Here is a 21,614-nt window from a genome sequence, read left to right on the forward strand (position 1 = left end):
GCAAAACCGCCATTTCAAGCTGCGGTTTAACCGCCAAACCAAGTTAACAGTCACACTTGCCCTCGCTGCACTCACCGGATGTGGCGCCCAGGCCGCTGCAAAGGACGATGGGTTCGCCGTTCCAGCCGGCGTAGATGAGCAGTACGAGGTGCTCGCCAATGAGCTCGCCGAGAAGGGTAAAACAGTCGAGTCCGGGGAATGGACCGTCAACCTGATCACCGAGGCTGCCGAACCCTGGTTCGACAAGCACGGTGCCCATTTCCGTGCGCCGGAGGCTGGCGAGACCCATCACATCGAGATCATTCCGACTGAGACTTCGACCGGCCGGATCGTCCCCAACGTGCCGATAACGCTGGAGGTGGTCAACGCTCAAAATACGGTCGTGCAAGAGCTGGAGCTGAACTTCTATTACTCCACCTTCTACCATTACGCCAACAACTTCAGTGTGCCCGAGGCTGGGACCTACACTCTGCGCGCCACACTTGGCGTCCCGGCGTTCAACCGCCACGGCGAGGAGTCCGAAACACCCGCCCTGGCTAAGGGCACGACCGTCGAGTTTACAGACGTCGAGCTGACCAAGGAGTGACCGGCGCTGGATGCGGGGCTGGTCTACCCAGCCCTAACTTCTGCCGGGGATCACGATGACTTCTTCCACGCTATCTTCGCGCTTAAGTGTTCAGCGCAGCCGCTGCCGTGCGGGCTTCCCATCACCGGTCATTGCGCCGGGGGAGCATGGAACCGACAGGTCCCCGCGATGAGGGGCGTGGCGCCGGTCCGGCCGGGCCCAACCCGGACAGAGCCGGCGATCCCGCCTGCCTCGCTGACGCGGCGCCAGAGGCATCGGCTGGTCCTGCTCGGGATGCTGTGCGCGGCCGGATGGCTGGCTTCGGTGCTGGTCGGACACTATGTGGACTGCGGGCCCGAACTCCATCGGATCGGGCTTGCCGTTCATATCCTGGCTCTGGTGCTGTCTTTTGGCACAATCCTCGTGGTCGACTGGCTGGGGTTGCTGTGGCTGCTTGGCAAAGTGGAGATGCACGCGTCCGGCAAGCTTGAGGCCGCTGCCAAGCCGTTGATCTGGGGCGGCCTAGCCCTGCTGCTGATTTCCGGTGCCCTGATCGACCCCGATCTGACCAGCCTGGTCACTGTGGTCAAACTCGCTTCCGTCCTGATACTGATGTTGAACGGCCTCAGCATCGCACCGGCCATGCACCGGTTGCTTGCGCTCCCGCCCCGCACACGCTTCACCGAGCTAACACGCAGACTGCGTCTTCGGCTCATGTTTGCACTCACTGTTTCCCAGATCTGCTGGTGGACCGCGGTGCTCATCGGCCTCCTCAACAGCACGCTGCGTCGCTGGGCCGGTGCCTGAGCGGCGCTGGAAGGGAACCGCGGACCCCTATCTGTGTGCGTAGGTGAGGCAGTCGGCGTTGTCAGCGCCCGGGCCGACGTGCACTTCGGCTGCCTGGCACATCAGGTGGTCGTTGTGGATGCATTCGGAGCGCTGGCAGGCCCCGACGTCGGCCAGGACCTTGGGCAGGCCGCCGTGGGTGCCGGTGTCGATGAAGGTAGAGCAAGAGGCATGATCTTCAGTTCCGCCGACGGTGATAGCCGCGGCGTTGCAGGCTGAATGGTCGTTGAAGGAGCAGTTGGTTACGCTGCAGTCGGCTACGTGCGTCGTCATGGGAAGATCCTCCGTGGTTCGGCTGCCCGGGCGGGCGACTCCTTACGGCCACGGTAGGCCAGTCCGGTGCAATCAAAAAGACCCAATTGTGTGCCCTAATTTCCTGGATCTTGTGGGCGCAGCTTCATCACGGGGCGGCCGTGTCCAGTGCCCGGCTGTTGGCGTGTGTATCGTATTGACCGCCTGACCTCACCGGACAGCGGCAGCGACCTCGCACCCTCGTTGCTCCTCTTTGGATGAGCAGTGCAGACGCCTTCTGACATTCCGTGCAGACGTCTTTTGAAACTGACATGCGATGACAGCCGCCGACCATGGGCCTTTGTTCTCATAAATAGTTCTCGAAACTGTACAGTCGAGCTGAAAGGCTGGATCGAGTTTTGAGAAAAGAGAACTGCCCGCATGACTACTCACCGCATCGGATACGCCAGAGTCTCCACACGGGACCAGAACCTTGACCTCCAGCGCGATGCGCTGCGGGCTGCAGGATGCGACCGCATCTATGAGGACACCATCAGCGGAACCAAAGCCACGCGCCCCGGACTCGCCCAGGCACTGGACCAACTACGCAACGGTGACACCCTCGTCGTATGGAAGCTGGACCGACTCGGGCGGAGCGTGAAAGACCTGCTGGACTTCGCCGGCGGGTTAAGCGACAGCGGCATTGGTTTTATCAGCCTGACCGACGCGATCGACACCACGACCGCTTCCGGGCGCTTCTTCTTCAACGTGATGGCATCGCTGGCCCAGATGGAGCGAGAGCTCATGGTCGAACGTACACAGGCCGGCCTGCGGGCGGCGAGGGAACAAGGCCGGGTCGGGGGCCGCAAACGCGTCATGACGGATTCCAAAATCCGCTCCGCCCGAAAGCTCCTCATCGAGGGCACTCCGCCCAAGGAAGTCGCCAAGAACCTCGGCGTCTCTGTACCTACCCTCTACCGCTGGGTCCCGGCAACGAACGCCGCCAAGGTTTGAACTCCGTAGTTGCTGCTGTTGGTGCACGCGACTTCTGAAGATTTACATGTCGGTGCACGGGACTTCTGACAGCCCGATGTCAACAGTCCTCTGCACTCGCCCCGTACTTCCGCGGGATCCAGTGCAGACGACTTCTGAAACTGACAACGCCCGCGTCTCGACCGCGAAACAGGACCTCGATCGGCAGATCGAAGCACTGCGCGGCGAGGGAATCCCCGCCAAACACATCTATGTGGATAAGAAATCCGGATCCACGACAAACCGGCCCGGACTGCATGAAGCCCTCGACCAGGCCCGCGATGGAGACGTCATCGTCGTGCACACACTGGACCGGTTGGGACGCACCGTTAGGGACACCCTGAACCTCATCCACGACCTGGCAGGCCGCGGCGTCGGGGTCCGGAACCTGGCTGACCCGATCCGGGTTGATTCCGCCAATCCAGAAGATCCCATGTCGCAGTTGGCGCTAGTGATGCTCGCGCTCTTCGGCCAAATGGAACGAACCTACGCGATCGAACGCGCAGCACACGCGCGTGCCGTTGCTGTCGCTAAAGGCAAAAGGATCGGCCGGCCCAGCGTGATCGATCCAGCGAAGCTTGCCTATGCCGCCCACCTTCGCGACCAGGAAAATCAGTCCATCTCCGAGATCGTCGAAGCCACCGGCATCACCCGCTCCAGCCTCTACCGTTACCTGCCGCCCCGTCCGCCGGAGACGCTGACCGCCGAGACCCAGCCGAACGACTAAAAGCCCCGAACGTCGGTGGCGGTTCGTGCAGGCGACCTTCCGACACAATGACGGTTGGTGCACGCGACTTTAGATAAAACGACGGTTGGTGCAGACGACTTCTGAAACTGACAACCGAGCTGATGTGCGTCCCGTTCTGCGCTGACACGCCGCCGGATCTGTTCGAATATCTGTTCGGGTAAAGCTATGCTTTTCGTAGTGGGTTATCCACATATGCGATGTCATCCGCCAAGAATGTCAGCGGGTGCCAGTAGCGTCAGAGATGACCAAGAAATGGCCGCTAAGGCCACTCCAAAGCGAGAAAGCATTAGAGGTGTGAACCATGGCGGCAGCCCCGGATCGGCAAAAAGCGCTCGACGCAGCGCTGGCACAGATCGACAAGCAGTTCGGCAAGGGCTCGGTTATGCGGCTCGGCGATGAAGTCCGCGCCCCCATCGAGGTCATCCCCACCGGATCCATCGCGCTGGACGTGGCTTTGGGAATTGGCGGCCTGCCCCGCGGCCGCGTAGTGGAGATCTACGGTCCGGAATCTTCGGGTAAGACCACCGTGGCACTGCACGCCGTTGCCAACGCGCAGCGCCTGGGCGGCATTGCCGCCTTCATCGACGCCGAGCACGCCCTGGACCCCGAATACGCAGCCCGGCTGGGCGTGGATACGGACGCCCTCCTGGTCTCGCAGCCGGATACAGGCGAGCAGGCCTTGGAAATCATGGATATGCTGATCGGCTCCGGCTCGCTGGACGTCATCGTCATCGACTCCGTTGCTGCCCTGGTGCCGCGTGCGGAAATTGAGGGCGACATGGGCGACAGTCACGTGGGTCTGCAGGCCCGTCTCATGAGCCAGGCGCTGCGTAAGATCACCGGCCGCCTGAGCCAGACGAAAACCACCGCCATCTTCATCAACCAGCTCCGTGAAAAGATCGGCGTGTTCTTCGGCTCCCCGGAGACCACCACCGGCGGTAAGGCCCTGAAGTTCTACGCGTCCATCCGCATCGACGTCCGCCGGATCCAGACGCTCAAGGAAGGTGCCGACTCCGTCGGTAACCGCACCAAGGCCAAGATCGTCAAGAACAAGATGGCACCGCCCTTTAAGATCGCCGAATTCGACATCATCTATGGCCAGGGCATCTCCCGCGAGGGCGGCATCATCGACATGGGCGTGGAGCACGGAATTATCAAGAAGTCGGGTTCGTGGTTCACGTACGACGGCGATCAGCTGGGCCAGGGCATGGAGAACTCCCGCAGGTTCCTGCGAGACAACCCTGAGTTGGCGACCGAGCTGGAACGCCTGATCAAGGAGAAGCTTGGTGTCGGGGTAGTCAAGCCCGCCGAAGACGAGGCCAAAGACACACCGAAGCTGAAGGCTGTTGACGGCTTCTAGGGACGCCCCTGACCTGACGGCCGCTCAGAGCGCCGGATGGCGTGTGGCCGGGCAGCACGCCGGATTGGGGCGACGGCAGCGGAGACGGGGCGGCGAACGCCCGGCCGGACCAGCTCCGGATGCTGCCATCGCAGCCGATGCAAACGCAGACGCCGAACCGGATCCCGCATCCGTGGCGCGGGCCATCGTGCTCCGGCAACTGACCAGTTCGGCCAAGAGTCGGCTGCAGCTTGCGCGGAAACTGGCCGAGCGGAACATCCCGGAGGATGTGGCGGAAGCCGTCCTGGACCGCTTCCAGGAGGTCCGCCTCATTGACGACGCTGAGTTCGCCGACATGTGGGTGCGCAGCCGTTCGCAGTCCCGGAAGCTCGCCAAAGGGGCCCTCCGGCGGGAGCTGGCGGACAAGGGGATTGACGCGGACACCGCCGCCGTCGCGCTGGAACAGCTTTCCGACGCCGACGAGGAAGTGGCGGCCCGGCTCCTGGTGGAACGCAAGCTCCGCTCAGGCACGGATTTGTCGGACCGCGCCGAGCGGGACAAGATCACCCGGCGGTTGGCGTCCATGCTGGCCCGCAAGGGCTATCAGCCGTCGAAGGCGTTCCGGATCGTCGGAGAAGTGCTCGACGCACAGGCGGAGGCCCAAACAGGCGCACCGGACGGCCCGCTGGACTCATAGGCGGACGAAGCGGCCCCGTCAGCCGATCCGGCAGCCAGGGCGATCCAGCAGCCTGAGCGACCCGCTACCCTTAACAGGTGAGTTTGACCATTCCTTCCCCCGCATCCGGTACCGCCCCATCAGCCGACCCTGCCCTGCAGCAGCCCCGTACCTATCAGGTTCGCACGTTCGGCTGCCAGATGAACGTGCACGATTCGGAGCGGATGGCAGGCATGCTCGAGGCCGCGGGCTACGTGGCGGCCAGTGGCGAGCAGGCCGACGTTGTGGTGTTCAACACCTGCGCGGTACGGGAAAATGCGGACAACAAGCTGTACGGCAACCTGGGCATGCTGGCGTCCGTCAAGGCCGCTAACCCGGGGATGCAGATCGCCGTCGGCGGCTGCCTGGCGCAGAAGGACCGGGAGACCATCCTCAAGAAAGCTCCCTGGGTGGATGCTGTCTTCGGCACTCACAACGTCGGGGCGCTGCCGGCACTGTTGGACCGGGCCCGGCACAATAACGAAGCCCAGCTGGAGATCCTCGAATCCCTGGATGTTTTCCCCTCCACCCTGCCCACCAAGCGTGATTCGGTGTATTCCGGCTGGGTCTCCATCTCGGTCGGCTGCAACAACACCTGTACGTTCTGCATCGTCCCGGCCCTGCGCGGGAAGGAAAAGGACCGCCGCCCGGGGGACATCCTCGCGGAAATCCAGGCCCTGGTGGATGACGGCGCCATCGAAGTCACCCTGCTGGGCCAGAACGTGAACTCTTACGGTGTTGAGTTCGGTGACCGGCAGGCGTTCTCCAAACTCCTGCGCGCGTGCGGGGAAATCGAAGGCCTGGAGCGGGTCCGCTTCACGAGTCCCCACCCTGCCGCCTTCACTGAGGACGTCATTGACGCCATGGCCGAGACCCCCAATGTCATGCCGCAGCTGCACATGCCGCTGCAGTCCGGGTCCGACAAAGTCCTGAAGGACATGAAACGGTCCTACCGGTCCACCAAATTCCTCGGCATCCTGGACAAAGTCCGCGAGAAGATCCCGCACGCCGCCATCTCTACGGACATCATTGTCGGCTTCCCCGGCGAAACCGAGGAAGACTTCCAGGCCACCCTCGACGTTGTGGAGCAGTCGCGCTTCGCCACCGCTTTCACGTTCCAGTACTCGAAGCGTCCCGGTACCCCGGCCGCGGACCTGCCGGACCAGCTTCCCAAGGCCGTGGTCCAGGAGCGATTTGAACGCCTGACCGCACTGCAGGACAGGATTGCCGCCGAAGAGAACGCCACGCAGCTTGGCCGCCGGGTAGAGGTGATGGTCACTGCCCATTCAGGGCGCAAGTCCGAGGAAACCCACAGGCTGTCCGGCCGGTCCCGGGACCAGCGGCTGGTGCATTTCTCCGTTCCCGAGGGGGCAGAGACGCCGCGTCCCGGGGACCTGGTCACCGTCACCATCACCGAAGCCGCAGCCTTCCACCTCGTGGCCGACCCGTCCGGGCAGGACTACAGCCTGCGGCGCTCCCGCGCGGGGGACGCCTGGGACAGGTCCCAGGCCGACTCGTGCGGGGCTCCCGCGCCGGCTGCCGCAGGCGGCGCCGGCCGGAGCGGGGTCTCGCTGGGTATGCCCACGCTGCCGGTCCGGAGCCGCTGACCGGTGGCCCAGCCTCCGGTTATTGCCGTTATTGGTCCTACGGGGTCCGGTAAGTCCGATCTATCCGTGAACCTTGCCCTGGAACTGGATGGCGAGGTCATCAACGCTGATGCCATGCAGTTCTATCGCGGGATGGACATAGGCACCGCCAAGATCACGCCGGCAGAACGCAGGGGCGTTCCCCATCACCTTCTGGACTGCCTGGACGTCACGGAGGAGGCCAGCGTTTCAGACTTCCAGCAGCAGGCCCGGAGCATCGTCAGCGATATCCACGCACGTGGCAAGCGCGCCATTCTGGCGGGCGGTTCGGGTCTTTACGTTCGGGCTGCGCTCGACGTCCTCGAATTCCCCGGCACAGATCCTGTCCTCCGGGGGCAGCTTGAGGCTGAGTTCGAGGAAGTCGGCCAGGATGTCCTCCTGGCGCGGCTCCAGGACGTGGACCCAGTGTCAGCAGCCCGTATCTCGGATTCGCGCCGGATCATCAGGGCGCTCGAAGTCCACGAGCTCACCGGCCGGCCGTTCAGCTCCTTTATGCCCCAGCGCGAGTATTTCCAGCCTGCTGTCCAGATCGGGCTGGCGGTGGACCGAGACGTCCTCCGTGAACGGCTGGCCCAGCGCGTCCACACCATGGTGGACCAGGGGCTGCTGGCGGAAGTGCGCCGCCTGGATGCGGCCGGTCTGCGCGGCGGCAAAACTGCGCCGCGGGCCCTCGGCTATGCCCAGTTCCTGAAAGTGCTCGACGGCGGTTCAACAGTTGCCGAGGCAGCCGAGGACACCATTGTGGCCACCCGGCAGTTCGCCAGGCGCCAGCTCACGTGGTTCCGCGCCGATCCGCGCATCACTTGGCTGGACTGGCAGGCGCCGGACCTTGCGGCCCAGGCCGTGGCTCTCAGCCGGTAATCTAGGACCATGGACGCAACTCCCGCAGAGACCACAGAGCCCGTCTTCCACACCTTGGGCGGACTCCGCTTCTCCAAGGGACACGGCACCGGCAACGACTTTGTGCTGGTCGCCGACCCCGACGGCGTCCACACCATCGACGCCGGCCAGGTAGCCGCGCTCTGCGACCGTCACCGCGGGATCGGCGGCGACGGACTGATCCGGGCCGTCCCCTCCCGGTACCTCTCCGAAGGCCGCGAGCTGTTGCTGAGCAGCCCCGAGGCCGAATGGTTCATGGACTACCGCAACGGCGACGGGTCGCTCTCGGAAATGTGCGGCAACGGGGTCCGCGTATTTGTGCACTTCCTGCGTGCCGAGGGCTTGGTTGACTTGCCCGACGGCGGCGCGCTCACCATCGGGACTCGCGGCGGCGTCAAGACCGTGGTCCGGACAGGGGACAGCTATGCGGTGGACATGGGGCCGTGGGAATTCATTTTCCCCGGCGACGCGACGGCGAAAGCCATGGACTCGCTGGTAACCGCAGACGGCCTGGAAGTGCCCCGCCCGGCCCTGTCAGTGAGCATGGGCAACCCGCACACCGTGGTGGCACTGGCTGAACTGTCCGAATTGGAAGCCACCAGGCTCTACACTGCTCCGAAGGTCGATCCGGTGCCGGCCAATGGAACCAACGTTGAATTCGTCGTGCCTGCCGAACCGCTGGTCCACAACGGGATCGGCACCATCACCATGCGCGTCCATGAGCGGGGTGTGGGCGAGACCCAGTCCTGTGGAACAGGGGCGTGCGCCGCCGCAGTGGCCATCCGGCACTGGGCCGGGGCGGAAGCGCCGGACTCCTGGCAGGTCAACGTGCCGGGCGGCGTCGTCGGGGTCAAGTTCTTCGCCGGGGCGGGCGGGCACGAGCACGTCGAGCTCAGCGGGCCCGCCGTAATTGTGGCTACTGGGACGCTTTCCTGACCCGAAGGATGCGGAAGGACTTGGACGTGGACTCCCGGCTCACGGCGAAGGATGCATCCAGTTCCGTCGCGAGCCAGCGCTGAAGCGAATCCGAGCCCAGGTTTTTTTGGACCACCAGCCACGCGGAGCCGCCCGGCGCCAGCCGGGGCAGCCACAGCTTCAGGAGGCTGTGGAGTTCATCCTTGCCGATCCGGATTGGCGGATTGGACCAGATCGTGTCAAAGCGCAGGTCCGGGTCCACCGCCTCCGGCGTGCTGGCCAGCACGTTGCCCAGGCCCAGCAGGGCCGCATTCTCGTTGGTCAGCGTGATGCAGCGTTCATTGACGTCCACGGCGTAGACCTTGGCGTGTGGCGCCCGCAATGCGAGGGTCAAGGCAACGGGCCCCCAGCCGCAGCCGATGTCAAGGAGGTTGCCTTTGGGGTCCGGGGCCGGCACCTCGGCCAGGAGCACCGCCGTCCCCTTGTCGATGCCGTCGGGGCTGAAGATGCCGCCGGACGTCTGCAGCGTGCGCGTCTCGCCGGCCAGTTCAACGGTGAGCGGCTTGCGGGTGAACGGCCCGGCGGGCGATGCGCTGAAATAGTGTGCGGACTCCATAACTGGCCAGATTAGTTGGCCGGGGTGGACAATGCGAAACCGCGGGCAGCGCTTCTGCTAATCTTGAACCCATGTTCTTGATCTTCGAGTAGCCGGCACGGCCGGTGCCCCTCCCGGACGCCGGCTGTTCCGAAGCCGTGCCCCGCAGCGATGCAGGTATTAACCTTCCGCAAGTGCGCCACATACCAGGTCTTCCGTATCCGGTATGCCGCCGGGCAATACTCGAGCGATCTGCCGCAGCCGGTCCTTGCTGTTTTGCCCGCGCTTTCCACCACTCCACGCATCCCCGGATGCGAAGACTCCCTGCGCGGCCCGGTCCCGACCGGCGCGCAGCAGACCAGGAGGCCCGGATGACTGCAAGCCGTCAGCCCAGCGCGAATACTTCACCACTGAACAACGATCCGCACTATTCTGAAAATGCCGAAACTTCAAAGGAGACCATGACCAGCCAGCCCAGCACCGGTTCAGATCCAGCAGCCCAGGACATGAGTCCTGAGGAGATCCAAGCTGTCATCGACCGGATTCTCGCCAAGGACGTACCGGCCAGGAACGTCACCGCCGCAGACGGTGACAAGGGCGTGTTCGGCAGGGCTCAGGCGATCTCCCGCTTGGACGACGAACACACCAGCTACGACGGCGACCAGCAGGACCGGGAGGAACGCCGGGCACTGAAGCGCGTGGCCGGGCTGTCCACCGAACTCGAAGACGTCACCGAAGTCGAATACCGGCAACTGCGGCTCGAACGTGTGGTCCTGGCCGGGCTATGGTCCGAAGGCACCCTGGCGGACGCGGAAAATTCCCTGCGTGAACTTGCCGCCCTCGCTGAAACAGCAGGCTCGGAAGTCCTGGACGGGATGGTGCAGCGCCGTGCCAAACCGGACCCGGGCACGTTCCTGGGTTCCGGAAAGGCCCTTGAGCTCAAGGAAATCGTGATGGCCACCGGGGCTGACACCGTTGTGGTTGATGCCGAACTGGCACCGTCCCAGAGGCGTAGCCTCGAGGACATTGTCAAGGTCAAAGTCATTGACCGCACGGCCCTGATCCTGGACATCTTTGCCCAGCACGCCAAGAGCCGTGAAGGCAAGGCCCAAGTGGAACTGGCGCAGCTCGAATACCTCCTGCCACGCCTGCGTGGCTGGGGTGAATCGATGTCCCGCCAGGCCGGTGGCCAGGTGGGCGGCGCTGGCGCAGGCATGGGTTCGCGCGGACCGGGTGAAACAAAAATCGAACTGGACCGTCGTCGGATCCGGACCCGCATGGCCAAGCTACGGCGCGAGATCGCGGCAATGAAGCCGGCACGGGAAACCAAGCGGGCCAACCGCCGTCGTAATTCAGTGCCTTCGGTTGCGATTGCCGGGTACACCAACGCCGGGAAGTCATCGCTGCTGAACAGGCTGACCGACGCCGGCGTGCTGGTGGAGAACGCACTGTTCGCCACACTGGATCCCACCGTGCGAAAGGCCGAGACCTCTGATGGCCTCGGCTACACCCTCGCGGACACCGTGGGTTTTGTCCGGTCGCTGCCCACGCAGTTGGTGGAGGCTTTCCGCTCCACGTTGGAAGAAGTGGCTGACGCGGATCTGATCCTGCACGTGGTGGATGTGTCCCACCCGGACCCCGAGGGCCAGATTGCTGCTGTCCGCAAGGTCTTCAGCGAAGTGGATGCCCGCAAGGTGCCAGAGATCATTGTCCTGAACAAGGCCGATGCCGCTGATCCGTTTGTGGTGGAGCGCCTCAAGCAGCGCGAGCCGCGCCACGTGGTGGTCTCGGCCCGCACCGGCCAGGGGATCGCTGAACTGCTGCGGGCCATCAGTGACGGGATTCCGCGGCCCGGCGTAAAGCTGGAGCTCCTGATTCCCTACGATCGCGGTGACCTGATCAGCAAACTGCACGAGACCGATGCCGAGATCCTGAGCCTGGATCACGGCGAGCACGGTACCCGCGCTTTGGTGATGGTGCGTGAGGGCCTTGCGGCTGAACTGGAATCCTTCATCAACCATGACTGAAGTTGTGGCGGGGGAAGTCAAAGGTACGGCCGGCGAGCAGTTCGTGATCGAACTGCTCGACCGCGCTGTGGCCGGCATGGGCGGTCAAAGCCGCAGCGGGCAGCACGAGATGGCCAGGCAGGTGGCCAGGGCCATCGAAACCGGCGACCACCTCCTGGTCCAGGCCGGGACGGGGACCGGAAAGTCGCTGGCCTACCTGATTCCGCTCATTGCGCACTCGCTCGTGAGTAACAAGCCCACGCTGGTGTCCACAGCCACGCTTGCGCTGCAGACCCAGATTGTGGGGCGCGACCTTCCCCGGCTGCTGAAGACCATCACCCCCGCCCTGGACCGCCCGGTCAAGGTGGCCCTTGTCAAGGGCCGTTCCAACTATGTGTGCCAGCATAAGCTCGTAGGCGGGTTCCCTTCTGAGGAACCCGCCGAGGGCCAGCTGTTCTCCCTCGGCGAGGACACCAGTGTCCCGCATTTCGCCGCCGCCCTGGGCGGGCCGTCGTCCCAGCTGGGGAAGGAAGTGGTGCGCCTGCGGGAGTGGGCGGAAAAGACCACCACGGGCGACCGCGATGAACTGCTTCCCGGTGTAACGGACCGGGCCTGGCGGCAGGTGTCAGTGACGTCCATGGAATGCCTCGGCGCCCAAAAATGCCCCGTGGCGGCCGAATGCTTCAGCGAACTGGCACGCCACGAGGCCGCCGAAGCTGACGTGGTGGTCACCAACCATGCCATGCTCGCGGTCAGCGCCTTTGAAGGCCTCGCAGTGCTCCCCGAGTACGACGTTGTGGTGGTGGACGAGGCCCACGAACTCCAGGACCGCGTCACCGGGGCGGTGTCGGGTCAACTCTCCGTGGCAATGGTCCACGCTGCGGCGTCGGGCGCGCGCAAACATACAGCAATCACCGTGGATGCCCTCAACGCAGCTGCCGCCAACCTGGAACTCGCCCTGGCCGGTGCGCCCAACGGGCTGCTGCCCAACGGCCTCAACGACGAACAGCTGGACTGTGTGGACCAGTTGCGTGAGGCGTGCCGGGCGGCACTCTCTGATTCCAAGGGTGACGGCAGCCAAACGGCCGACGGCGGGCGGCAGCTCGCGCGCTCACGCCTGATGCTGATCCTCGAACTGTGTGAACGGCTCATTCTGGCCCGTGAGAACCGTGAAGTGGTGTGGTTTTCCCGCGCAAGTTCCTTCGACCCGCAACAGGGCTATGCCGAGCCCGACGAGTCTGCGCCGGCCCTGGTCAACATCGCGCCGCTCAGCGTAGCCGGAAAGCTCCGCGAAGGGCTGTTCGCTGGCCACACCGTGGTGCTGACGTCGGCCACGCTTGCCATCGGCTCAGCCTTTGAGCCGGCCGCTGGCGGCCTGGGGCTCGTGGGGGAGGGCGCGCCGAGCTGGACCGGGATCGACGTCGGATCGCCGTTTGATTATCCCAAGCAGGGGATCCTCTACGTCGCAGGGCACCTGCCCAAGCCTGGCCGCGGGGCGTCGCCGGAGGCACTCGATGAACTTGAAGCGCTGATCCGGGCGTCCGGCGGCGGCGCCCTGTGTCTCTTTTCATCGCGCCGGGCCGCCGAGGAGGCCGCGGAGGCGATGCGTCCCCGGCTCGGCCTCAGCATTCTCTGCCAGGGCGACTCCACCATGACGGCCCTCGTGAAGCAGTTCGCGGACGAGCCCGATACCTGCCTGTTCGGCACCATGTCCCTGTGGCAGGGTGTGGATGTTCCGGGTGGATCATGCCGGCTGGTGGTGATCGACCGCATTCCGTTCCCGCGGCCGGACGATCCGCTGATGACCGCACGGTCCCGCGCCGTTGCGCAGGCCGGCGGAAACGGCTTTATGGCGGTATCGGCCACCCACGCGGCCATCCGCCTGGCCCAGGGCGCTGGCAGGCTGATCCGTTCGACCGGAGACAAAGGCGTGGTGGCCGTGCTTGATTCCCGGCTTGCCACCGAGCGCTACGCCGGATTCCTCCGCGCCGCCCTGCCGCCGTTCTGGCCCACGACGGATCGCAAGACAGCGTTTTCTGCCCTGGAAAGGCTGGCCGGGAAGGGCACCTGACTGAACGCTGGTACTAGAGCGAGCGCAGGACCGAGACGACCTTGCCCATGATTGTGGCGTGATCGCCCAGGATGGGCTCGTATTGCGTGTTCTGCGGCAACAGCCACGTGTGTCCATCGCGCTGGCGGAACGTCTTCACGGTGGCTTCGTCGTCCAGCAGGGCCGCGACTATATCGCCGTTGGCGGCGTCGGCCTGGCGGCGGACCACGACCCAGTCGCCGTCGCAGATGGCAGCGTCCACCATGGAGTCGCCGGCCACGCGCAGCATAAAAAGTTCACCCTGTCCCACGAGTTGCCGCGGCAGGGGCATCACGTCTTCCACCATCTGGTCGGCAAGGATGGGCCCGCCCGCCGCGATCCGGCCCACCAGCGGCACCATGGCGGTGTCCATGGCGGAGGGAAGTTCGGTGACCGTTCCGCCGAGGCCGTGCAGGACTGAGGGCTTGGTAGTCCCCTTGGATTTAGTGGACCCGCCATCCAGCGTCAACGGCATGAGGACCTCCATGGCACGCGGACGTTTGGGGTCCCGGCGCAGGTATCCCAGCTTTTCCAGCTGCGACAGCTGGTGGGTCACGCTGGACAAACTCGCCAGGCCCACGGTGTCGCCGATTTCACGCATCGACGGCGGATAGCCGTTGTCATTCACCGAGCGCTGGATGGTTTCAAGGATCTTCTTCTGGCGGGCGGTGAGCCCCTTGGGGGGCCGTTGGGGCTGGCGGCGCGGTGTCGCCTTGCCCTCGGCGGCTGGTGCTGCCATATTCGCCAATGCCTTTCGGTTGCCGGATCCGCTCCGGCCGCTGGTGCCTGGAAAGCCCCGGGGCTGGTGTCGGAGTAGATTGTCAGACCCTGCTGATCAACTACACAGGTGGTTGTTCTTTGATCCAAACGTAGGCCAGCCACAGGGCTTTTTCAAACATTTGTTCTAGCGAGTCTCGACAATATTCGTTGATAAGTGCTAAAAATGAAGAAGCAAAGTTCGAACATGTGTTCTACTCGTTGCTTGCGGATTCGAATACCCGAATCTATGGACGGTCCAGGCCGGCACCGGCAAGTGGACGCGGAGGACGCGCCGGGCAGCACAGTATGGTCCAGGAGGGCTCATTTCATGTCAGCTATATCCGCTTCGCAGGACTCGCGTCCGCAGCTCGTTTCCGTGCAGGACATCGCCTCACGGCAGTGGTCCGGGCCCCTGCCGGCTTCGGCTCGGGCGCCCAGGCAGCGCAGGGAATCCCTGCCGCCGCTGCGCCTGACCCGCAGGGGACGGATTGTCCTCATTGGCATCCCGCTGGTGATCCTTGCCGCAATCCTGCTTTCGCTGGCAGGTTTCCTCAACGCACCGGCGAAGGCTGCCGACTCTGCCGCCGAACTATCCTTGACGCCGGCAGTGTCAGTAACAGTCCAGGCCGGGCAGTCTCTCTGGGCTATCGCCAGTACTGTTGCGCCCGAGCGTGATCCCCGTGACGTCATCGCGGATATTGCTCAGTTGAACAATCTTTCCGCCGGCGGCGTTGTCCCCGGACAGCAGCTGTTCGTCCCCACGAAGTAGGAGGCTCAAGGCTCTGGAACGTGCCGCCGCAGGCCGTCACATTTTCCGGCCGTCTGCTTCGGACCTAAACTGTTCAGGTGAATGACCAGCTAGAGCGTCTGAACAGACTTCCCCTCCGGACCAACCTCCGCGGACTGACCCCGTACGGTGCCCCGCAGTTGGATGTACCTATCCTGCTGAACGTGAACGAAAACACCCATGGGGTCCCGGCGGACGTCCAGGCCGCGATCAGTGTGGCCGTGACGGAAGCCGCGGCAGGCCTCAACCGCTACCCGGACCGTGAGTTCACCGAACTCCGGGGAGCGCTGGCCGAATATCTCGGCCACGGTCTTGATGCCACCAACATCTGGGCGGCCAACGGATCCAATGAGGTCCTCCAGCAGATTCTCCAGGCTTTCGGCGGACCCGGTCGGACGGCCCTGGGATTCCCGCCCACGTACTCCATGTACCCGCTCCTGGCCAGCGGCACGGACACCGGGTACATCATCGGAAAGCGCGCCGATGACTACGGGCTCAGTGCCGAATCGGCTGCCTTGCAGGTCAAGGAGCTTCAACCCAACATCGTTTTCCTGTGCTCACCGAACAACCCCACCGGCACTGGCCTGGGCCTGGATGTTGTGGAGGCCGTGTACGCGGCCGGCGAGGCCAGCCAGACCATCGTGATCGTTGACGAGGCCTACCACGAGTTCGCCCACGATGGAACGCCCAGCGCCCTGACCCTGCTGCCGGGCCGGGAACGCCTCATTGTGTCCCGCACCATGAGCAAGGCGTTCGCCCTCGCAGGCGCCCGCCTGGGCTACATGGCCGCCGCCCCCGAGGTTACGGACGCTCTCCGCCTGGTGCGGCTGCCGTACCACCTCTCGGCCATCACCCAGGCAACAGCCCTCGCCGCCCTCCAGCACCGCACTGCCCTGATGGCCGACGTCGAGGACATCAAGGAACAGCGCGACCGTATCGTCTCGGAGCTGACCCGCATGGGCCTCAAACCTGCCGCCTCCGATTCGAACTATGTCTTCTTCGGCGGCCTCGACAACCCGCATGATGTCTGGCAGCAGTTACTGGACGACGGCGTGCTGATCCGCGACGTCGGCATCCCCGGCCACCTGCGTGTCACGGCAGGCACTGAGACCGAGACCATAGCGTTCCTGACGTCGCTGGAACGCATCCTGGCCAGCCAGGCCACGCTGCCAGCCTAAACTTGAAGTACCGCCGCCCCCGCGCGCCGGCACATCTCCTTCGCTTACGCATCTCTGACTTCGCCTAAAGGACATATGACCATGAGTTCCACCGGATCGAACGCTGCCGAGCCCCGGACCGCCCGCATGGAGCGTGCCACCAGTGAATCGTCAGTGCTCGTGGAGATCAACCTGGACGGCACAGGCGTATCGGACATCGATACGACTGTCCCGTTCTACGACCACATGCTGACGGCGCTGTGCAAGCACTCGCTCATTGACATGACCGTCAAGGCCACCGGTGACACCCACATCGATGTCCACCACACAGTGGAGGACGTTGCCATCACGTTCGGCGAAGTCCTGCGCACCGCCTTGGGCAACAAGGCTGGCATCCGCAGGTTCGGTGAGGCCACCGTGCCCCTTGACGAAGCACTGGCGCACGCTGTGGTCGACGTCTCCGGCCGCCCCTACCTGGTGCACGGCGGCGAGCCTGCGGGGCAGGAATACCACCTGATCGGCGGTCACTTCACGGGCTCACTGACCCGCCACGTTTTTGAGGCGATCACCCTTCATGCCGGCATCTGCCTGCACATGAACGTAATCGCGGGCCGCGATCCGCACCACATCGTGGAAGCTCAGTTCAAGGCCTTCGCCCGCGCCCTGCGTGCTGCGGTAGAACCCGACCCCCGCGTTGAGGGGATTCCGTCCACAAAGGGTGCCCTGTGAGCGGCCAAATACTCCGGGATGGCGCCGTCATCGATCCGGCCTCCAGCCTGAAGCGCGTATCGCCCGAAGGCAAGCCCACAGTCACCGTCCTGGACTATGGTTCCGGAAACGTCCGCTCCGCCGTGCGCGCCCTGGAGCGGGCCGGGGCCGAGGTTATCCTCAGCTCCAAGCCCGAGGATGTGCTTAATGCCGACGGCCTGGTAGTACCCGGGGTCGGTGCGTTCGAGACTGTTATGCGCGAGCTCAAGGCCGTGGACGGCATCCGCCTGATCGGCAGGCGCGTGGCCGGAGGCAGGCCGGTCCTGGCAATCTGCGTGGGCCTGCAGGTCCTGTTCGAGGCCGGGGTAGAGCACGGGACAGAAGCCGAAGGCATGGGGGAGTGGCCCGGCAAGGTGGAGCTGCTTCCCGCAGAGGTGGTGCCACACATGGGGTGGAACACAGTGGACGTTCCGGAAGGATCCAAACTCTTCGCCGGCGTCGCGGACCAGCGCTTCTACTTCGTTCACTCCTATGGTGTCCAGGAGTGGAACTTCGACGTGATCCAGCCCCGGATGACCGCACCGCTGGTGACCTGGTCAGAGCACGGCGCGCGCTTTATCGCGGCTGTGGAAAACGGACCGCTCTGCGCTACCCAGTTCCACCCCGAAAAATCCGGCGACGCCGGAGCACGGCTGCTGCGCAACTGGGTAGACGGCCTTCGCAAGCCAGCTGCCACGGACGCCGCCTAGATGTGGTCGATTGTCCTGATGGGCCTGGCCGGCGTCCTGGTGGGCGGCGCCCTGTCCTTCAGGCAGCAGCACAAACCAATGTGGACCCAGGTGGGCTTCTACGTCCTGGCCGGCATGGCGCTTCTGGCCGCCTACCTGCTGACGCTTCCTGGAACCTAGTCCCATGCATTACCAGTTCCGCTTCCATGAGCAACCCATCACCCAAGAGGATTTGAGATGACCACCGCAACCGATCTGCCGGTTCTTGAACTGCTGCCCGCCGTCGACGTCGTAAACGGACAGGCCGTGCGGCTGGTCCAGGGAGAGGCGGGCAGCGAGACGAGCTACGGCACGCCGCTGGAGGCAGCCCTCAACTGGCAGGACCAGGGCGCCGAATGGGTGCACCTGGTGGACCTCGACGCCGCGTTTGGACGTGGCTCGAACGCCGGGCTGCTCCGTGAAGTGGTGGGCCGGCTTGACATCAAGGTGGAGCTTTCGGGCGGACTCAGGGACGACGAATCCCTCGAGGCGGCGCTGGCCCTCGGCGTTGCCCGCGTCAACCTCGGCACAGCGGCGCTGGAAAACCCCGAGTGGACCCGCAGTGCCATCGACCGCTTTGGCGACAGGATCGCCGTCGGCCTCGACGTCCGCGGAACCACGCTGGCAGGCCGCGGCTGGACCAAAGAAGGCGGCGACCTCTGGGAAGTCCTGGGCCGGCTCGAAGAAGCCGGGTGCTCCCGGTATGTTGTCACTGACGTCACGAAGGACGGCACGCTGCAGGGTCCCAACGTTGAACTTCTGCGCCAGATGGTGGAGAAGACCGGCAAGCCGGTGGTCGCTTCCGGCGGAATCTCCAGCCTGGATGACCTGAAAGTGCTGCGCTCCCTGGTGCCGCTCGGAGTGGAAGGCGCGATCGTGGGCAAGGCGCTGTACGCCGGTGCCTTCACGCTCCCCGAAGCCCTCGACGTCGCCGGACGCCGCTAGGCAGTTTCCGTGGACAGCACGCACAACGCCGGTCCGGCTGCGGAATCCCCGTCGCCGCGCCATCTGCCCGGGCACATTGCCGCAGCACTGGCGGGTGCGGGTGGCCGTACTGACTCGGCGGGCCAGCCGTGGGAAGGCCGGAGCCTCGCCGGGGTCGACGGTAGGATCCACAACTTCGAGGACGACGACGGCACCGCCGACGCCGGCTACCTCGCCGCCGTCGCGGCCCTGGTCGAAGGCGCCGGCGACGAAGCCGCTGTGGTGGCCTCGCTGGCCAGCGCCCGCGTGTTTATCCCGATCATCGCGCAGCTTGGCGAGGAAGCGGCAGGCGTCGATGGCCTGAGCGCGGACAAACAGGCGGACATGGCACTGGTCACCCTGAAGGCCGCGGACGGCCGGACGGCCATGCCGGCCTTCAGCTCGGCGGATGCCTTGGCCGCCTGGCACCCCGAAGCACGGCCGGTGGCGGTGTACGCCGCCCGGGCTGCCCTCTCGGCCGTGGCCGAGGGAGCCGAGCTGCTCGTGCTCGATCCGGGCTCGGAGGTCACATTTGTGGTCCGGCGGCCCGCAGTCTGGGCACTGGCCCAACAACAGGACTGGATCCCTTCCTACACTGACGCAGCGCTGGAAGCCGAGATGACTGAGGTAACGGCCGCATTCCCGGTAGTGCGCCGGCTTGCCCTCCTCCCGGGTTCCGGCGTCACCGCCCGCACGGGCACGGGTGCCACGCTCCCAGGGGGCGGTGCCGGACCGGAACTGCAGGTGCTGCTCCACCTTGAGGATGGTCTGGACGCCGCGGCAGTCCGGGAGCTGGTGTCCGGCATCCAACACGCATGGTCCCGGAATGTATTGTTTGGAGAGCGCGTTGACTCAATCGAAATCAAGTTGCGGCGCGCAGCACATTAGCTGACGGTTGGCGCGGAGATCCCGGGCTGCCCTGGGCAGACGCAAAGGATTTTCCGTGAACTTCGCTCTATACCGGGAGCTGCTGGCCGTCCGGCCCATCCGGCGGCTGCTGCTGGTCGGCATGATCGCCCGCATTCCCCATTCGGCGGCAGGCGTGCTGCTGACCCTGCACATCGTCCTCACCCTGGACCAGGGCTATGCGGCTGCCGGTGCCGCGGCAGCTGTTATGACCATCGGCATCGCAGTTGGCGCACCATGGCGCGGCCGGCGCGTGGACACTGTTGGCCTCCGCCGGGCTCTGATTCCGTCGGTGGTGTCCGAGGTGGTCATCTGGTCCATGGTGCCGCATGTGTCCTACCAGTGGCTGCTTCCGCTGGTGTTCGTGGGTGGCCTCCTGACGTTGCCGATCTTCAGCGTGGTCCGCCAGTCCCTGGGCGTCCTCGCAGACGGGGACCAGCGGCGAACCGCCTATGCGCTGGACTCGATTGCCACAGAGATGGTGTTCATGATCGGGCCCGCCGCCGGAGCCGTGGTGGCGACCAGCGGCTTCACTGTTCTGGGACTCACGGTGGTCGGTGTTTCAACGTCACTGGCCGGATTGTTCCTCATCTGGTTCAACCCGCCCACGCGAAGTGCCACGCAAACTGAGGAAAGCGAAGCGGACCAGCGCCATGCCGCGGAAGTGGCTGTGCTTTCCGCCGCACCGGCCCACCTTCAGGAAGCGGCGGCGGACCTCGTTCCGGCCGGGGCAGAACGCGTCGGAAGTGGGCCGGCGGCGCTGCGCAGTAGTGTGGCCCACAACTTCGCCTGGTTCACGGCCACTGTCGCGGCCGTCTTCGCCGTGGCTGCTGGAACCGGTATGGTGCTCAGCGGCACCGACGTTGGAATTGTTGCTGCCTTGGAAACCGGCGGCGACCAGGCTGAAATCGGCATCGTATTCCTCTTTTGGTGCGCCGCATCTGTGGTCGGCGGGCTTGTATACGGGGCCATGCACCGTCCCGTTTCGCCGATCCTCCTGCTGCTTGGCATGGCGGCCCTGACCATCCCGATGGGCTTCGCCCAAGACACCTGGACGCTGGCTTTTATCTCGATCCTTCCGGGCCTCTTGTGCGCTCCCGTCTTGTCGGCAGCCTCCGAACGGGTGGCAGATCTGGTGGCTGAGGACCGCCGCGGCGAGGCAATGGGCTGGTACGGTTCTGCGCTGACTGCCGGCGTTGCGCTCGGGGCACCACTTGCCGGGATTTTCATAGACGGGATGGGACCGTCCGGCGGGTTTGTCTCCGTGGGAGTGGCCGGTGTTCTGCTCTGCGTTGTGGGACTGCTGCTCCAGGCCCACAGACGCCGCCGCGCTGCGGTCTGACGCCGGCCTCCAGAGTTTTTGTCCAGATATTCCGCCTTTTCAGGAGCGGAAGTCCCGTTATCTGGACAAAAACTAAGTGAAACACGACGGCGGCGGAGGGTCCGTGTGGACCGTCCGCCGCCGCCGTCGTACTTTGTGAAGTTTGCTGTTTTGGGTCTAGTTGACGGCGCCCGTGTACTTCTCGCCCGGGCCCTTGCCCGGGGCATCCGGGATGATTGACTCCTCGCGGAACGCGAGCTGCAGGGAACGCAGGCCATCGCGCAATGGGCCGGCGTGCTGGGATCCGATTTCAGGGGCCGCTGAGGTCACGAGTCCGGCAAGGGCGGTGATGAGCTTGCGGGCCTCGTCCAGATCCTTGAGTTCCTCCGCATTGTCCTCGGCGGCGAGGCCCAGCTTGACGGCGGCTGCGCTCATCAAGTGCACTGCGGCGGTAGTGATGACCTCGATGGCCGGCACCTCCGAGATATCGCGGATTTGCTGGGTTACGTCAGCCTTGGCGGCGGGGGCCTCGAAAGCGTGTGAATTGCTGTCTGGGGTGCTCATACTGGTAAGCTTGTCACAGACCGACTGGATGCCGTTATTTCGCTGTGGAGGGTCCCACCAACGCTTAGCCGCGTTT

23 protein-coding genes are annotated in these 21,614 nt (G+C 64.9%); 19 read left to right on the plus strand and 4 right to left on the minus strand.

The genetic code is table 11. The features are described from left to right. Together QK290_RS13070 and QK290_RS13075 are read left to right on the plus strand one after the other, a co-directional pair. On the plus strand, positions 1 to 586 hold a 586-nt coding region (locus QK290_RS13070), incomplete at its 5' end, for an iron transporter (protein ID WP_282331087.1). A gap of 168 nt (positions 587 to 754) precedes the next feature. Further along, complete coding sequence (locus QK290_RS13075; RefSeq protein WP_282331088.1) at positions 755 to 1,372, plus strand: hypothetical protein; 618 nt, start codon at positions 755 to 757, stop codon at positions 1,370 to 1,372. Positions 1,373 to 1,399: 27 nt separating this feature from the next. On the opposite strand, the gene QK290_RS13080 is transcribed toward QK290_RS13075, so the two are convergent. Beyond that, positions 1,400 to 1,684: a DUF1540 domain-containing protein gene (locus QK290_RS13080; RefSeq protein ID WP_282331089.1), complete on the minus strand. Its 285-nt coding sequence runs from the start codon at positions 1,682 to 1,684 to the stop codon at positions 1,400 to 1,402. 399 nt (positions 1,685 to 2,083) lie between these two features. On the opposite strand from QK290_RS13080, the gene QK290_RS13085 reads away from it, so the two are divergent. The 7 genes from QK290_RS13085 to dapF all read left to right on the plus strand — a co-directional run bounded on the left by QK290_RS13085 (position 2,084) and on the right by dapF (position 8,937). Next, a complete protein-coding gene (locus QK290_RS13085) occupies positions 2,084 to 2,656 on the plus strand; it encodes a recombinase family protein (RefSeq protein ID WP_282331090.1) in 573 nt (190 codons plus the stop codon). 121 nt (positions 2,657 to 2,777) lie between these two features. Continuing rightward, entirely contained in the window at positions 2,778 to 3,401 is a 624-nt protein-coding gene (locus QK290_RS13090; RefSeq protein ID WP_282331091.1) for a recombinase family protein, read from the plus strand. A 322-nt stretch (positions 3,402 to 3,723) separates the two neighbouring features. Continuing rightward, positions 3,724 to 4,782 (plus strand): recombinase RecA, encoded by a 1,059-nt coding sequence (gene recA / locus QK290_RS13095; protein ID WP_185263133.1) that lies wholly within the window; start codon positions 3,724 to 3,726, stop codon positions 4,780 to 4,782. 127 nt (positions 4,783 to 4,909) lie between these two features. Beyond that, complete coding sequence (locus QK290_RS13100; protein ID WP_282331131.1) at positions 4,910 to 5,458, plus strand: regulatory protein RecX; 549 nt, start codon at positions 4,910 to 4,912, stop codon at positions 5,456 to 5,458. A gap of 77 nt (positions 5,459 to 5,535) precedes the next feature. Further along, a complete protein-coding gene (gene miaB, locus QK290_RS13105; protein ID WP_282331092.1) occupies positions 5,536 to 7,083 on the plus strand; it encodes a tRNA (N6-isopentenyl adenosine(37)-C2)-methylthiotransferase MiaB in 1,548 nt (515 codons plus the stop codon). A gap of 3 nt (positions 7,084 to 7,086) precedes the next feature. Continuing rightward, positions 7,087 to 7,983, plus strand: coding sequence for a tRNA (adenosine(37)-N6)-dimethylallyltransferase MiaA (gene miaA / locus QK290_RS13110; protein ID WP_282331093.1), 897 nt, complete (start codon positions 7,087 to 7,089; stop codon positions 7,981 to 7,983). 9 nt (positions 7,984 to 7,992) lie between these two features. After that, positions 7,993 to 8,937 (plus strand): diaminopimelate epimerase, encoded by a 945-nt coding sequence (gene dapF / locus QK290_RS13115; protein WP_252602098.1) that lies wholly within the window; start codon positions 7,993 to 7,995, stop codon positions 8,935 to 8,937. Here the strand turns inward: dapF and QK290_RS13120 are convergent. Then, positions 8,918 to 9,532 carry a methyltransferase gene (locus tag QK290_RS13120; RefSeq protein ID WP_282331094.1) on the minus strand — a complete coding sequence of 205 codons (615 nt, stop codon included), beginning with the start codon at positions 9,530 to 9,532 and terminating at the stop codon, positions 8,918 to 8,920. The two genes, dapF and QK290_RS13120, sit on opposite strands and share 20 nt — an antisense overlap. Before the next feature lie 440 nt (positions 9,533 to 9,972). On the opposite strand from QK290_RS13120, the gene hflX reads away from it, so the two are divergent. Then, a complete protein-coding gene (gene hflX / locus QK290_RS13125) occupies positions 9,973 to 11,538 on the plus strand; it encodes a GTPase HflX (RefSeq protein ID WP_282331095.1) in 1,566 nt (521 codons plus the stop codon). Then, a complete protein-coding gene (locus QK290_RS13130; RefSeq protein ID WP_282331096.1) occupies positions 11,531 to 13,588 on the plus strand; it encodes an ATP-dependent DNA helicase in 2,058 nt (685 codons plus the stop codon). Before hflX ends, QK290_RS13130 begins: the two co-directional genes overlap by 8 nt. Before the next feature lie 13 nt (positions 13,589 to 13,601). On the opposite strand, the gene lexA is transcribed toward QK290_RS13130, so the two are convergent. Then, entirely contained in the window at positions 13,602 to 14,345 is a 744-nt protein-coding gene (lexA, locus tag QK290_RS13135) for a transcriptional repressor LexA (RefSeq protein WP_282331097.1), read from the minus strand. Positions 14,346 to 14,693: 348 nt separating this feature from the next. Here lexA and QK290_RS13140 point away from each other — a divergent pair, with 348 nt between their 5' ends. The 8 genes from QK290_RS13140 to QK290_RS13175 all read left to right on the plus strand — a co-directional run bounded on the left by QK290_RS13140 (position 14,694) and on the right by QK290_RS13175 (position 20,995). Further along, positions 14,694 to 15,134, plus strand: a complete 441-nt coding sequence (locus QK290_RS13140) for a LysM peptidoglycan-binding domain-containing protein (protein WP_282331098.1) — start codon at positions 14,694 to 14,696, stop codon at positions 15,132 to 15,134. A gap of 77 nt (positions 15,135 to 15,211) precedes the next feature. Continuing rightward, the gene (locus tag QK290_RS13145) at positions 15,212 to 16,330 is read left to right on the plus strand and encodes a histidinol-phosphate transaminase (protein WP_282331099.1); all 1,119 of its coding nucleotides are present in this window, start codon (positions 15,212 to 15,214) and stop codon (positions 16,328 to 16,330) included. A gap of 81 nt (positions 16,331 to 16,411) precedes the next feature. Continuing rightward, the gene (gene hisB / locus QK290_RS13150) at positions 16,412 to 17,038 is read left to right on the plus strand and encodes an imidazoleglycerol-phosphate dehydratase HisB (RefSeq protein WP_056343053.1); all 627 of its coding nucleotides are present in this window, start codon (positions 16,412 to 16,414) and stop codon (positions 17,036 to 17,038) included. Then, a complete protein-coding gene (gene hisH / locus QK290_RS13155) occupies positions 17,035 to 17,766 on the plus strand; it encodes an imidazole glycerol phosphate synthase subunit HisH (protein ID WP_282331100.1) in 732 nt (243 codons plus the stop codon). The genes hisB and hisH overlap by 4 nt, the downstream gene beginning before the upstream one ends. Beyond that, positions 17,767 to 17,925 (plus strand): hypothetical protein, encoded by a 159-nt coding sequence (locus QK290_RS13160; RefSeq protein WP_185263144.1) that lies wholly within the window; start codon positions 17,767 to 17,769, stop codon positions 17,923 to 17,925. It begins immediately after the preceding gene. A gap of 57 nt (positions 17,926 to 17,982) precedes the next feature. Further along, positions 17,983 to 18,729: a bifunctional 1-(5-phosphoribosyl)-5-((5-phosphoribosylamino)methylideneamino)imidazole-4-carboxamide isomerase/phosphoribosylanthranilate isomerase PriA gene (gene priA / locus QK290_RS13165; RefSeq protein ID WP_193340075.1), complete on the plus strand. Its 747-nt coding sequence runs from the start codon at positions 17,983 to 17,985 to the stop codon at positions 18,727 to 18,729. A 9-nt stretch (positions 18,730 to 18,738) separates the two neighbouring features. Then, positions 18,739 to 19,635 (plus strand): SseB family protein, encoded by an 897-nt coding sequence (locus tag QK290_RS13170; protein WP_282331101.1) that lies wholly within the window; start codon positions 18,739 to 18,741, stop codon positions 19,633 to 19,635. A 55-nt stretch (positions 19,636 to 19,690) separates the two neighbouring features. Continuing rightward, entirely contained in the window at positions 19,691 to 20,995 is a 1,305-nt protein-coding gene (locus QK290_RS13175) for an MFS transporter (RefSeq protein ID WP_282331102.1), read from the plus strand. A 156-nt stretch (positions 20,996 to 21,151) separates the two neighbouring features. Here QK290_RS13175 and QK290_RS13180 read toward each other — a convergent pair whose 3' ends face one another. After that, the gene (locus QK290_RS13180; protein ID WP_282331103.1) at positions 21,152 to 21,538 is read right to left on the minus strand and encodes a DUF1844 domain-containing protein; all 387 of its coding nucleotides are present in this window, start codon (positions 21,536 to 21,538) and stop codon (positions 21,152 to 21,154) included. Between the last annotated feature and the right edge of the window lie 76 nt (positions 21,539 to 21,614).

The sequence above is a fragment of the Pseudarthrobacter sp. AL07 genome (assembly GCF_029960665.1).
Lineage (GTDB): Bacteria > Actinomycetota > Actinomycetes > Actinomycetales > Micrococcaceae > Arthrobacter.